9 protein-coding genes and 1 pseudogene are annotated in these 13480 nt (G+C 64.3%); 6 read left to right on the forward strand and 4 right to left on the reverse strand.

Annotated elements, in window-relative coordinates; genetic code table 11:
- On the reverse strand, positions 1-3002 hold a 3002-nt coding region (locus AC27IO_RS13525), incomplete at its 3' end, for a LodA/GoxA family CTQ-dependent oxidase (RefSeq protein ID WP_498739211.1).
- 343 nt (positions 3003-3345) lie between these two features.
- Here AC27IO_RS13525 and AC27IO_RS13530 point away from each other — a divergent pair.
- Together AC27IO_RS13530 and AC27IO_RS13535 are read left to right on the forward strand one after the other, a co-directional pair.
- Positions 3346-3978, forward strand: a complete 633-nt coding sequence (locus AC27IO_RS13530; protein ID WP_284400868.1) for a superoxide dismutase — start codon at positions 3346-3348, stop codon at positions 3976-3978.
- Positions 3979-4066: 88 nt separating this feature from the next.
- Positions 4067-4966 carry a ZIP family metal transporter gene (locus tag AC27IO_RS13535; protein ID WP_284412771.1) on the forward strand — a complete coding sequence of 300 codons (900 nt, stop codon included), beginning with the start codon at positions 4067-4069 and terminating at the stop codon, positions 4964-4966.
- A 77-nt stretch (positions 4967-5043) separates the two neighbouring features.
- Here AC27IO_RS13535 and AC27IO_RS13540 read toward each other — a convergent pair whose 3' ends face one another.
- Together AC27IO_RS13540 and AC27IO_RS13545 are read right to left on the reverse strand one after the other, a co-directional pair.
- Entirely contained in the window at positions 5044-6477 is a 1434-nt protein-coding gene (locus AC27IO_RS13540) for an aldehyde dehydrogenase family protein (RefSeq protein WP_498739212.1), read from the reverse strand.
- A 76-nt stretch (positions 6478-6553) separates the two neighbouring features.
- On the reverse strand, positions 6554-7258 hold the full coding sequence (locus AC27IO_RS13545; RefSeq protein WP_498739213.1) for a Crp/Fnr family transcriptional regulator: 705 nt from the start codon (positions 7256-7258) through the stop codon (positions 6554-6556).
- A gap of 140 nt (positions 7259-7398) precedes the next feature.
- On the opposite strand from AC27IO_RS13545, the pseudogene AC27IO_RS13550 reads away from it, so the two are divergent.
- Together AC27IO_RS13550 and AC27IO_RS13555 are read left to right on the forward strand one after the other, a co-directional pair.
- Positions 7399-7930: pseudogene (locus AC27IO_RS13550) on the forward strand (Mpo1 family 2-hydroxy fatty acid dioxygenase).
- 234 nt (positions 7931-8164) lie between these two features.
- Positions 8165-9070, forward strand: a complete 906-nt coding sequence (locus AC27IO_RS13555) for a hypothetical protein (protein ID WP_498739214.1) — start codon at positions 8165-8167, stop codon at positions 9068-9070.
- A 6-nt stretch (positions 9071-9076) separates the two neighbouring features.
- Here the strand turns inward: AC27IO_RS13555 and AC27IO_RS13560 are convergent, their stop codons facing one another.
- The gene (locus tag AC27IO_RS13560; protein WP_284428516.1) at positions 9077-9226 is read right to left on the reverse strand and encodes a hypothetical protein; all 150 of its coding nucleotides are present in this window, start codon (positions 9224-9226) and stop codon (positions 9077-9079) included.
- 337 nt (positions 9227-9563) lie between these two features.
- Between AC27IO_RS13560 and AC27IO_RS13565 the strand changes: the two genes are divergently transcribed.
- A complete protein-coding gene (locus AC27IO_RS13565; protein ID WP_498739215.1) occupies positions 9564-12023 on the forward strand; it encodes a DUF6531 domain-containing protein in 2460 nt (819 codons plus the stop codon).
- Between the two features lie 145 nt (positions 12024-12168).
- Positions 12169-13480, forward strand: a 1312-nt coding sequence (locus AC27IO_RS13570) for an Ig-like domain-containing protein (RefSeq protein ID WP_498739216.1), incomplete at its 3' end; no start/stop codon positions are given.

A 13480-nucleotide genomic window follows, 5' to 3' on the forward strand; every position in this document is an offset into this window, starting at 1 on the left:
GGGTGGATGGGGGCGGTGGCATCGGCCGCGTCGCTTTCGACGGCGGCGGCGCCCAGCAGGCGGGTCTGCGCGGCCAGCGCGGCGTCGCTGAGGCTGGCGGCGTCGCCGGCCGAGACATCGGGGCCGTACGACGCCACCATCATCTGCGCCGGGAAGGCCGGATCGTCCGGCACGCCCGGGCGCACTTCCACGAGCCCCATCGATCCGAAGATGCGCACCATTTCTTCCATCTGCCCGGCCGTGGTGCCGTGCAGCGGCTTGTTCCAGCTGGTGCGGTTGGAGAACGCCTCGATGCGCCGGGCCATGGGCTGCTGCCGGTCCACGACGATGGCGTAGTCCTCGGCCGTCAGCACGTGGTTGGGCACGCGGGCCGGCCAGAAGGTGGGCGCGAACGGGTCGTAGGCGGTGTCGTACCCCGCCCGGCAGTAGGCCGTGTCGGCCTGCCAGGGCAGGCCCATCCAGCGGTTGATGTCGCCGGGCCCCTGGGCATACAGCGGCCCCTGGGCCGACAGCGCGGTGGCTTGGTCGAGCGTGGGCCCATAGCTGGGCTCGGCCGTGCCCGCCGGACGCTGGCGGATGCGGAACGGGCGGCTGTACAGCGTCAGATGGCGCATGGGCCAGGTCATTTCGCAGCCGGGGTGGAAGGCGTCGGCCAGGCAGAACTCCAGCGCCGCCCGGTCCAGCGTGGCGGGCTGCTGCGCGAGCGGCACCGCGTCGATGCTGGCCGGCAGCTGGCGGCCGGCATCCCAGTCGGAGACGAAGTCGCCTTGCACCCAGCGCGCCAGCACATTGCTCTGCGTCTGGCTGATGCTGGCGTTCTGGCGCGGGCTCTGGCCTGCGGGCACCGTCATCGCATCGCCGTACAGCCAGGGCCAGGGCATCTGGTTGCCGTCCGGTGGGCTGGGGGGGCGGAAGCTGTTGAACACCTGCCGGCGCAGTTCGGCGTTGGGGTCGTAGCCGCCTGCAGGGGGCAGGGCGGAGAGCCGCTCGATCAGCGCGGGGTTCTCGAAGTCGTACTGCCCCTGGTGGCCGAACAGGGTGGCGAAGCCCTGGTTCACCCATTGCAGGCCCGACAGGCGCTGCAGGATGGGGTACACGTCGTCGGCGAACGAGATCGTGGCCGGCGCGGGCAGCCAGCCGGCCTGGACGTACAGGTCCTGCAGCAGGTCGTACAGCGTGCGCTGGGTCTTGACCTGCGGTGCGTAGTTGGGCGGGGCGGTCACCACCCAGGCGGATTCCACAGGAATCTCCTGGCCCTCGATGCGCACCGTGGCCGAGACCGGGCCGTCGCAGGTGTCGTCGTACCAGCCGTCGGCGTTGATGAACGAGTCGCCGTCGGCCGGGTTGAAGATCGGGCTGCCCGTGGGCGAGGCCGAGACGCCGTGGCCGGGCAGGAACACCAGCCGGCCGCTGGCGTCGGTCTGCAGCTCGCCGATCTTGACCGGCACGCCGGTGAACTGCCCGGTGCAGGGCACCGGCGCCGCGTTGCGGCCCGCGATGCGCTGCACGCCCGCGTCGATGACCAGCGTGTCGCGCGCGGCGTTCTTGGCATTGCGCAGCGGCAGCTGGGTTTTGGCCGCCTCCGGAATGTCGAGCGCGATCTGCCACTGGTACCAGGCCGCCTTGCTGTTGGCGACGTGCACGGACCATTCGATGTCGGCCCAGTCGGCGGTCAGCTCGCGCACCACGTCGCCCGCGGCGTTGTAGCCGTAGATGCGGAACTGCGCGGCCTCGCGCTTGAGCGCGCCGGTGGCATCGCGGTAAAAGCCCTGGGGCTGCGGCGGCGGGTTCACCACCTGAGGGCCCAGATAGAACGCTGTCTCGCTGTTGCCCACCCGGGCGATGCCGATTGCCGGGTGGACGGCGGCGCGCAAGATGCGCGTGTCCTTCGCGGCGGGATAGTCCACGCCGGGCGCGTACTGCGCCGGACGGGGCACCACGGGCTCGCCCAGCGGCACGCCGTTCACGTTGCGGCGGTTTTCGGACGAGGCCCGGTACACGGCCTTGCGCGCCTCGGCGATGCTGCCCATGGGCATGTGCTCGGGCAGGGCATGCCAGGGGTTGTAGGCCAGGTTTTCGCCGTAGCCCGACTGGCCCCGGGCGTCCAGGTCCTGCTGGGGCAGCTCCAGGATGCCGACCTCGATCGGCACGCTGGCCTGCTCGCTCCAGCGCACCGTGGCGGCGTCGAGCGGCATGTCATGGTCGTTGGTCTGGAACTGCACCAGGAAGCGAAAACGCGCCGGGCCCTTGCGCAGGCGGGCGTGCAGGTCGGCCCGCAGGTAGAACGGGTCGTCGAAGTCCGGCGGCGCGTCTGCCGGCGGCGCCTGCACCGGCTCGATCTTGTATTTGACGAAGCGGCCCTGGCCGAAGCAGGAGGGCAGCACGCTCCAGTAGTCGGTGGCCAGCACGGAGTCCACCGTCTTTTCCATGTCGTTCAGGATCTGCGCGGTGACGGGGTGCGCCTTCAGGTAGGCATCGCCCCGGCCGTGCAGCGATTCGCAGGTGAACTCGCACATGTCCCGCGCGGTGTCGGTGAAGAACACATCGTGGTTCTGCAGGATGAAGTCGTGCGTGGTGGCGTCCTGATCGGGCTCCAGCAGCTTGCGGCCCTGCACCCCGAACAGCTTGATCGCGATGCCCGTGGTGCCCTTGAGGTCGGGGTTGCCGGGCTGCACGTCGGCCGAGAAGCGCACCCACACCGGGTACTGCGGCGCCTGTCCGAACACGCCGACCCGCAGCTCGGGCGGCAGATTCGGATCGATGGTGAACTGGCCATGCGCCACGCCGTGCAGGCGCAGGAACACCGGCCGCGTGGCCGGGTCGCGGCCCGCCGCCATGCCCTTGCCCTGGAAATAGTCCACGAACAGCTGTTGGAGTCCGGCCACCGGATCGCTGTCGCAGCAGCAGGGACTGGGCGGCAAGGTCGGGGGCAAGGTGATGGGTGTGCCGGCGCAGGTGCTGGTGGCGGCCGACGGCGCGGATGGAACTGACGTGCTTTTCATCGCAACCCTCCTTTGTTTTATGGATCGTCCTGGACGATGTAACGCTCCCTCCCGAAAAGGCCAGCGCGAACGCCGTGCGCTTTGGGACCCGAACATTCTGCGGGGGAACGGCAGGGGGAATATTCAGGGTTTCCACCCGGTGGAAAAAGAGCGACACCACTGCGTGGTGCGTACATGCAGGCGCAAATCCCACAAAACCCTGCGCAAAACCGTGCCATCATCGTGGTGAATGAAAATAATTATCATTTCCAGAGACAGGGTTTTCTGTGAAGACCACCGTCCAAAGACCGTTCCCCGGTCGCCCGGTCACCCGTTTCCGCTCCCTTTTTAGAAAGTGAAAACCATGCCCCATACGCTTCCCGCTCTGCCCTATGCCTACGACGCGCTCGAACCCCACATCGATGCGCAGACCATGGAAATCCACCACACCAAGCACCACCAGACCTACGTCAACAACCTGAATGCCGCGCTGGAAGGCACGCCGCAGGCCGACCTGTCCATCGAGGCGCTGGTGGCCCAGGTGCAGACGCTGCCCGAGAAGCTCCAGGCGCCCGTGCGCAACAACGGTGGCGGGCATGCCAACCACAGCCTGTTCTGGACCGTGATGGCGCCAGCGGGCCAGGGCGGCGGCGGGCAGCCCTCCGGCGCGCTGGCGCAGGCCATCGATGCGGAGCTGGGCGGGTTCGACGCCTTCAAGGAGGCCTTCACCAAGGCCGCGCTCACGCGCTTCGGCAGCGGCTGGGCCTGGCTGTCCGTCACGCCCGGCGGCCAGCTCGCGGTGGAGAGCAGCGGCAACCAGGACAGCCCGCTCATGGCGGGCCTGCTGTCGGGCAACACGCCCATCCTGGGCCTGGACGTGTGGGAGCACGCCTACTACCTGAAGTACCAAAACCGCCGCCCGGAATACATCGCCGCGTTCTATAACGTCGTGGACTGGGCCGAAGTGGCCCGCCGCTACGCGAAGGCCCGCGGTTGACGCCAGGCGAGGGCCGCAGCGATTCTTCGTTCTGACGGCGCTCCCCGTTTTCGATCCATCGATCCACCCTCCGACCAGGGCCTTGCACATGAACGCTGACGACACACTCACCGGACGCACCGGCTGGCGCATGCGCAGATGGATGGGGGTGGCCATCGTGCTGGCCGGCGTCCTGGTGCTGGGCCGGCAGTTCTTCCAATTCCTGGCCGACAACCCGCGCGTGGAGCAGGCTTGGCACGGGGGGCTGGTGGCGGCCCTGGCGACCGCGCTGGGCACGCTGCCGGTGGTGTTCTCGCAGCGGCTGTCCGAGCGGGTGCAGGACACGCTGTTCGGCTTCGGCGCCGGGGTGATGCTGGCCGCCTGCTCGTTCTCGCTCATCATTCCCGGCATTGCCGCGGCCCAGTCGGCGGGCGCGGGGGCCTGGGGCGCGGGCGGCATCATCGGCACCTCCATCCTGCTGGGCGGACTCGCGCTGCTGGTCATGGAGCGGCTGCTGCCGCACGAGCATTTCATCAAGGGCGTGGAGGGCGGCCCGTCGCCGCGCACGCTGCGGCGCACCTGGCTGTTCGTCTTCGCGATCGCGCTGCACAACCTGCCCGAGGGCCTGGCCATCGGCGTGGCCTACGGCGGGGCCGACGCGCTGCGCGCCGGCACGCTCACGGCTGGCATCGCCATCCAGGACGTGCCCGAGGGCCTGGTGGTGGCCGTGGCCCTCCTGGCCGCCGGCTACAAGCGCTGGCTGGCCGTGGCGCTGGGCATGGCGTCAGGCCTGGTGGAGCCGCTGGGCGCGGTGCTGGGCGCCACGGTCATCGGCTTTTCCTCTCACCTGCTGCCGTGGGGCCTGGGCTTTGCGGCCGGGGCGATGCTGTTCGTCATCAGCCACGAGATCATTCCCGAGTCGCACCGCAAGGGACACGAAGCCTGGGCCACGGGCGGGCTGATGATCGGCTTCGTGATCATGATGATCCTGGACACCGCGCTGGGCTGATCCAGGGGGCTTGAGGCCAAAAAGGCCTCCAGCACAATATCCACTAGGGCATGATGCTATATATTTAATAGCAATCGCTACCCGTGGCGGATCGCCACCGTCTTGAGGGTGGTGAAGCCGTACAGCGCCTCGAAGCCCTTTTCGCGCCCATGGCCGCTCGATTTCACGCCGCCAAAGGGCAGTTCCACCCCGCCGCCCGCGCCATAGTTGTTGATGAAGACCTGGCCGCTGGCGATGCGCCGCGCCATGCGGAACTGGCGCGCGCCGTCGCGCGTCCACACACCCGCCACCAGGCCGAAGCGCGTGGCGTTGGCCAGCTCCACCGCGTGGTCCTCGTCCTCGAAGGCCATGGCCGAGAGCACCGGGCCGAACACCTCTTCCTGCGCCAGGCGGTGGTCCACCGGCACGTCGCGCAGCAGCGTGGGGGCCTGGTAGAAGCCGGTCTCGGGCGCCTCGTCCACCACCGTGCCCTGCGCCACCAACGGGATGCCGGCCACCTGGGCATCGGAGAGGAAGTCCCACACGCGCTGCTGCTGGCTCTGGCGGATGAGCGGGCCCACGTCCAGGTCCATCGCCGCGGGGCCCACGCGCAGGGCCTCGAAGGCACGGCCCAGGCGCTCCAGCAGCGGCTCGTAGATGAGCGAGTCGATCAGCACGCGCGAGCCGGCCGAGCAGGTCTGCCCGGCGTTCTGCACGATGGCGTTGATGACCACCGGCACCGCCGCATCCAGGTCGGCGTCGGCGAAGATCACCTGCGGGCTCTTGCCGCCCAGCTCCAGCGTGACGGGGCAGTGCCGCTCCGCCGCCGCCTGCTGGATCAGCGTGCCGATGCGCGGGCTGCCGGTGAAGCTGATGTGGTCGATGCCCGGGTGGCGGGCCAGCGCATCGCCCGCCTCATGGCCGTACCCGGTGACGATGTTGATGGCCCCCGCCGGAAAGCCCGCCTGCGTGGCCAGCTGTGCCACGCGCAGCAGGGAAAGGCAGGCGTCCTCGGCCGGCTTGACCACGCACACGTTGCCCGCCGCCAGCGCGCCGCCCACGCAGCGCCCGAAGATCTGCATCGGGTAGTTCCACGGCACGATGTGCCCGGTCACGCCGTGCGGCTCGCGCCAGGTGAGCACGCTGTAGCCGTCCAGGTAGGGGAGGGTCTCGCCGTGCAGCTTGTCGCAGGCGCCGGCATAGAACTCGAAGTAGCGCGCCAGCGCCTGCGCATCGGCCCGGGCCTGCCTGGTGGGCTTGCCGCAGTCGCGCTGCTCGATGGCGGCCAGTTCCTCGGCATGCTCGGACACCAGCACCGACAGCCGCATCAGCAGGCGGCCCCGCTCGGCCGGCGCCAGCTTGCGCCACACGGCCTCGTGGCACTGTCGCGCCGCGTGGACCGCCGCGTCGATGTCCTCCTCGGTGCCGCGCTGGATCTCGTCGAAGGGCTGGCCGTCGGAGGGGTCGATCACGGCGATGGTGCGGCCGGAGGACGAGGCCACGGGCGCGTTGGCGATGTAGTGGAGCTGCATGGGCTGATTGTGCGCCAGCAGGGCCCGGGCGGCGCCCGCGAAGCCCGCACGCTGGCAGCGGTCGAGGGGCCTGCGCTCAGCCGCCCGCCGCGCGCAGCGCCGGCAGGTTGCACACCTCGATCTCCCCGCGGTGCACCTGCAGCAGGCCGCGCGCCTGCAGATCTTTCAGGATCTGGTTGATGGTCTGGCGCGACAACGCCAGCATCAGCGACAGCTCTTCCTGCGACAGGGCGATCACGCGCCGCGACCGGCCCGCGTCCGTCCATTGGCCGTAGCCTTCGGCCATCAGCGCCAGCCGCCGCGCCACCCGCTGCGGTGCGGGCAGCAGAGCCATCTCTTCCATGGCGACCAGCGCGGTGCGCAGCTTGTCGGTCAACAGCAGGGCCAGCGCATGCCAGTGCTGCGGGTGCCGCGCCAGGTGGGCCAGCAGCGGCTCTTGGGGCACGTGCAGCAGCGTGGCCTGGGTGGCGGCGTGCGCATCGTGCGTGCGCACCGAGCCGTCGAACAGCGCGATCTCGCCGAACCAGGCCGGCGCCTCCAGCCGCGTGAGCAGCGAGGCGCGCGCCTTGTCGCTCTGGCCACCCACGCCCGAGATGTCGATGGCGCCGCGCACCACGGCATAGAGCCCGCAGGGCGCGTCGCCGCGCAGAAACAGGGCCTGCGCCGGGGCCAGCGACCGCAGCTCGGCCCGCGCCATCAGGGCCTGCGCCAGATCGGCGGGCAGCGCGGCAAACCAGCGGCCGGAGCGCAGGGTGGGCAGGTGGTCGGCGGGGGAGGTCATGAAAGAGAAGGAGGGCGGTGCCCGGAGCGTGTTCGCGGCCCCCAGCCGTGGCCCGTTGTGTCGGCTGGCCGACAGACGCCCTGGCCGCACTGGCGCGATTATTCCGCGCAGCGGCGACGCACAGACCCCGGAGACACCCTATGAAAACCCTGATCGACCACCTGTCGGGCTATGCCGACTACCACCGCGACCCGCGCAACATCCACACCCATTTTGTCGGCGTGCCCATGATCATGCTGGCCGTGACGGTGCTGCTGTCGCGCCCCGCAGCGATGCTGGGCGGCCTGCCCGTGTCGCTCGCGCTGCTGGCAGCGCTGGCCGCGTGCGTCTTCTATTTTTTGGCTCGATGCGCGCTACGGCGTGACCATGGCGCTGGCGCTTGCCGCCATGCTGGCCGTGGGCCAATGGCTGGCCGCGCAATCCACGGCGCTGTGGCTGGGAGCGGGGCTGGGTCTGTTCGTGGTGGGCTGGGTCATCCAGTTCGTGGGCCACTACTACGAAGGCCGCAAGCCGGCATTCGTGGACGACCTGGTGGGCCTGCTCGTCGGCCCGCTGTTCGTGGCGGCCGAGCTGGGCTTTGCGATGGGCTTGCGGCGCGAGGTGCAGGCGGCCATCGAGGCGCGCTCGGGCCCGGTGCGCCTGCGCCCGCACGGGCAAGGCACGGCTGCCTGACGCGCCGTTTGGTTTCTTTTTATAAAAAGTTGCGATTTTCTATTTGGTGGGCATACGCCATGCCAAGTAAAAAATAGAAGCACTAATGCATTTTTAGAGAAATTGCCAATTGATTTCAATGGCGTGTGGGTTTTGTTGCGCTGAATGGCATGCAGATGTAACTGAGTGAAATTGCTTCAGTCATTGGTTGCGCCTCGCATAGGCTACGGGCCTTTCCAAAACCTGCGCGTAACCATGAATCGTCCAGAAACCAAAAATCTTTCCAACATCTCTGGCTCTTTCGGAATTTCCAAAACCACCACCTCGGTACTCGGCGCCATCGCCCTGTGCGTTTTATCGGCATGCGGAGGCGGAGGGGGTGGCGACAGCAGCACCGGCACCACGGGTGGTACCACCCCCGTGACGCCTACCCCAGGCGATACGGCACCCGCAACGCCCACCGCCCCTTCGACCGTCGCCAGCGATTGCGGCGAGGACGGCCATGTCCTCACGGTGGCCGGCAATAACGCCCAGATCGACGCCAACGTGTATTACACCGACGGCACCACGGTCATTTCCACCCAGCAACGCAGATTCGCCACGTCGAATGGCGCGAGCTTTCGCGGCAGGACCGGGCTGTTCCTGGTGAACCAGGTCAATACCACCACTTACAGCAACGCCGCCGTTAATGGATCCTTCGGCGGCAGCGTCATGACCACGACCGAAAACAATTATTCGAGCGTTGTCGGTGACGTGCGGCAGACCTACGGTTTGACCGTCTCCAATCTCTTTCAGGGCACGACCACCACGGCCAGCAGCTATTTCACGCCCTACGCCTATACGGGTGCACCGCTGAACCCTGCTTTGGACACGGCCTATGCGGCCAGTTATTCCACCACTACGGAAAGCGGCGGGACCACGCAGCCCGCGCTGGCGCAGACCAGCATCACCACCTATTCCACAGAGTCGGTCAGCGTGCTGGCCGGGACGTTTCCCGCCTGCAAGGTCAAGATCGAGGTGACCGGCGGCGCGACGATGGCCAACGTCAGCTACACCTGGCTGGTCGCCTCGGGCCGGTACAAGGGTCTGGTCGTGCGCACGGCCAATGCCAACGGCGTCAAGACGTCGGAGGCGACGCGCCTGCTGGTGAACGGGCAATAAAGGGAATCACACCACAGCCGAAAGCCAAAACACCGCTGGGTTGCAGGCAGAACCCATGCGGCGTTTCCCGCCTTCGGCAAGCTGCACGCTCGCTTCGGGCGCATGCTGGACGATCCAGTAGGCGCTGCCGATACCTGCGGCGACCGAGATCAGCACGCGCTCGTCCAGCGTCTGCCGGCCACTTCGTGGTTGACTTGACTTTGAAGCAATAAAATTATTGTTTTGTAGTTAAAATTGCGACAACGCGTGTTGGTGCAAATTTTTGATCTTGAGGGTCTCTGGCCCATCAATAAAAATTGCCGACAGCACCCACTCCGTGAATTTGATCAACCCTGCGGTTCCCTAGTGGAGTTGCGCCAGGAACACGCTCTGATGAAAGCAAGTGGGGGCATTGAGGGGCTCCCCATTTTTGCCTTTACCTCTGACATTGAAGCGCTTGCCGTGACTGCGCTATCGATCTGAAAAAGATTTTTTGAAATTCGCTGGAAAAATAATGAGATTTCTTGAAAAGCTGGTCCTGATTTTTAATTTGCGATTGAAAAATGTCCGGCGGTACCTGCTCCTGACGGCTCTTTTCTTGTTCTCGCCACTGTGTGTTGCAGCTGCTCCCCCGGCTCCTCTTTGGGGGCCTCCCGGCTTCCACGCAACGCCAGGCGAAGCTTGTGAGCAGTCGATCATTGATGCCAATGCGTGGAGGCCAGGGTGGTATGAATCGTATGAATTATTGCCCGGTAGCTTTTCATATCAAAAGGTATGCATGTTTTATGGTACTGGGCACCTATATGCAAGCGAACAAGAGATCGCCGCATCTTGTCCTTATGGGTGGTATCCCAACGGGCCTTTTGCACACCTTATGCCCAGCGAAGATAACGCCTCATGCGTTTGCCCTCCAGGAAGCCCAGTTTATTCTCCTGAATATCAAGTTTGTATAAGCAGCTTCAGCATCAGTATTGATGGTCCGGCGGCCACAAAAGTCTTGCCTGCGGGGCCATCATTATCAATGGCTGCAACAGTAAAAGCCAATGGTAAGCCGGGCAAGAATTGGCTTGTTACAGTTTCTGTTCCTGGAGGTTTATCGATCAGTGGAAAAACTGATATTAATGGGAGGTTTAAATTTACTTATATTCCCCCGCGCCGCCCGATGGTTGCCCGCCTGACAGCAATCTGCAGAGATTGCAATAACGTTAGTACAGAAATGGATATCAATGTCACAGATGTTCCCATCTGCAGAGCGGATCTAGGGATGTTGCTTGGCAATCCTGTTGCCCCTGTGTCTGGCGCCAAAATTCAAGTTGAAACTGATTGGCAGGACCAGAGCGCTCACCCTTTAAGCCTTGTCCGCACTTATCGCAGCAGCGGTAGCCAGGTCCCCGTAGGTTGGGGAGGCTATTGGTCACACAATTATTCTGCTCAGCTGGTAGGCGGCGATTTCCAACGCAATGCGCAATTCGGCAACGGGACATTGGCCCTGTTCACACGAAATACCAAAACGGATCCCTGGGTCAACGACAGCGGGGAATACCGCTTGGAGCAAAATACGGATGGATGGCGGATCACTCGCCTGGAGGACGATGCATATTGGCAATTCGATGGTAATAACGTACTCGTCAAAATAGGGCAGCGCAACGGGTGGGTCATGACACTCAGTTATGCAGGCGGTGCGTTGACCCAGGTGACCAATGCCTTTGGTCGCAAGCTGCAATTCTTCTATGACACTCAAGGCCATCTTGCAAGCGTTACCGCCCCTAATGGCCAGACCATCGCATATACCTTGCATGGCACGGGTCGTCCCCTTGGCGTGCTTTATCCAGACAGCCGAAGCAAATCCTATCTATATGAGAATGCTCAATATCCTGATTTACTGACCGGCATCAACGATGAGAGCGGACGGCGCTATGCGACCTTCAGTTATGACGCTGACGGCCGTGCCACATCCACCAGCCACGCAGGGGGTGTACTCAGCTATAGCGTCACATACCCCGAAGGTAATAGTGCGGATAAGGGCAGCCTGACCACTGGCAGTGTCGATGGGGCCCTGTACCAAAGCAGCGTTCAAACCACCGATCCGCGTGGCAATGTGCAAACCTGGAACTACCAAGGTGGCGACGGCACGGTGCGCACCCTAGGCGCGAGCGGTCCCTTTGAAGGCGCTACCGTCGCCAGCCGCAGTTTTGCCGATGGTTTGAATCTGCCCATTCTGGAAACGGACTTCCTTGGTAACAAAACCACCTTTGAATGGGATGTTTCACGCCGTTTGCTGCTTAAAAGCACCCGCGCAGCCAGCACCCCTTTGGCACAAACCACGCAAACTCAGTGGCACCCAGCGCTGCATCTGCCGGTCATGATCACGGAGGCGGGCCGCACCACCGCATACACCTACGACCCGTTGGGCAACAAGCTCAGCGAAACCATCACCGACGCTGCGAGCAACGAGAGCCGGACCGTTCGTTGGACATACAACGATCAAGGCTTGGTGGCAAGCATGACCGACACGCGCGGCAAAGTATGGACCTACGGCTACGACATTGCGGGGAACACCACCAAGGTCACCAACCCATTGGGCCATGTCACCCTGTACAGCTACAGCGGCGCAGGCCAGATCACCCAGATTACCGATCCGAATGGTGTTGTCACTGCCAATACCTACGATGCGCGCCAGCGCCTGTTGAGCACTTCGGTTGCGGGTCAGACAACCACTTATGCATACGATGCCGTAGGTCAGTTGACGCGGGCCACGCGTCCCGATGCTAATTGGATTGGCTTTGAGTACGACGCTGCCCACCGTTTGACCGCCGTTACTGACAACCTGGGCAACCGAATCGATTACACGCTGGACAACGCAGGTAACCGTGTCGCTCAGCAAACCAAAGATCCTGCCGGCGTTCTCAGCCGCCAAATCACCCGTATGTACGACGCTGTGGGCCGCTTGCAAAAGACCACCGGCTTGGAATAAGAGACGCCCAACATGTTTGCATTGATTCAGCCGGCCTCGATGGATACAGCCGCTCTTTTTAAAGCCCCTGTGCGGTCATTCCTGCGCCGTCTTTTTTTTCATCCTGTGCTGGTGCCTTGTTCCATGGTTTACCCAGGCTCAGGCCTTGACCAAAACCACGAGCGATTTAACGCTCGCGTCGTCCACCGTCTCTGTGGGGCAATCCACCACACTCACGGCAACCATCAAACCGAGTGCCGCAAAGGGCACGGTTCGTTTCATGGCGGGAACCACGAACTTGGGTAATGCCACCCTGAACAGCACAGGCGTGGCCAGCCTGGCTACAACGTTCGCTACGGTGGGCACGCAGAGTCTCACAGCCGTATATTCAGGCAATAGCACCTACGCTGCCAGCACCTCTTCGGCAAAGCAACTGACGGTCAAGGCAACCGTCACTGCCAGCACGCTGGCATTGGGCGCCGCCCCTTCGAGCAGCGTCGCCAACGAGGCCGTCACCCTGCGGGCCACCATCAGCCCATCCACGGCCACAGGGACCGTCACATTCAAGGACGGCTCTGCCTCCTTGGGTACGGCCAACTTGAATGCCGGTGTTGCGACGCTGAAAACCAGCTTTGCCGTGGCCGGCGCCCATCACCTGAGCGCCAGCTATGCTGGTAGTGCAGCGGTCTCTGCCAGCAACTCCAATGCGTTGTCTTTCACCGTGGCGGGTGCACCGATGGCATTGCCCAGCCCGCCTGTTTCGCCCACACCCGTGGTGAGCTTGGCTTATGACGCTCAAGGTCATCCGACGGTGGTGACTCAGGCACCCGATAGCCCAGACTTGGCTTTGGCAACCAGTAATGAATACGATGCATTGGGGCGGACCAAGAAAGTTCTCGATCCATCCGGCAACAGCACCGTCATCAGCTACGACAGCAGCAACCAGGTCAGCGCTGTATTCGACCCGATAGGCCTGACGACACAGTATGACCGCGACGGATTGGGGCAGGTCAAACAGCAGCGCAGCCCAGATACCGGTAGCACCGAACTGAGTTACGACCCTGCGGGCAACCTGCTGACCAGCAAAGACAGCCGTGGCGTGCTTGCCACCCATACCTACGATGCCATCAACCGCCTGACCGGCAGCACTTTCAGCCAGGCTGGGCAGCAAAGCCAAAGCTACACATGGATTTATGACCAGACGGGTGGCGATTTCGCCAACGGTATCGGTCGGTTGACCACGATCAGTTTCCCTGAAGGGACGACCACCTATGCCTACAACGCCCAAGGGCGTGTGACCAAGGCCCAGCAAACGCTCCATCCGAACTCGACTGCCAACCAGAAGGCCGTTGTCTTATCCACGCTTTACGAATACGACGCGGCGGGCAACGTGATCGGCATGACCTACCCTTCGGGTCGCAAACTGAGTATTGGGTATGGCGGTGGTTTGCCCGTTACCCTGGGTCTCGGCAAAGATG

It is taken from the genome of Acidovorax sp. KNOB132 (assembly GCF_057541515.1).

Coding starts and splice junctions, on each gene's coding strand:
- AC27IO_RS13545 (WP_498739213.1), bottom strand. CDS start 7,258: ATGACCTCCCCCGCCGACCACCTGCCCACCCTGCGCTCCGGCCGCTGG.
- AC27IO_RS13555 (WP_498739214.1), top strand. CDS start 8,165: ATGAATCGTCCAGAAACCAAAAATCTTTCCAACATCTCTGGCTCTTTC.
- AC27IO_RS13565 (WP_498739215.1), top strand. CDS start 9,564: ATGAGATTTCTTGAAAAGCTGGTCCTGATTTTTAATTTGCGATTGAAA.
- AC27IO_RS13535 (WP_284412771.1), top strand. CDS start 4,067: ATGAACGCTGACGACACACTCACCGGACGCACCGGCTGGCGCATGCGC.
- AC27IO_RS13530 (WP_284400868.1), top strand. CDS start 3,346: ATGCCCCATACGCTTCCCGCTCTGCCCTATGCCTACGACGCGCTCGAA.
- AC27IO_RS13540 (WP_498739212.1), bottom strand. CDS start 6,477: ATGCAGCTCCACTACATCGCCAACGCGCCCGTGGCCTCGTCCTCCGGC.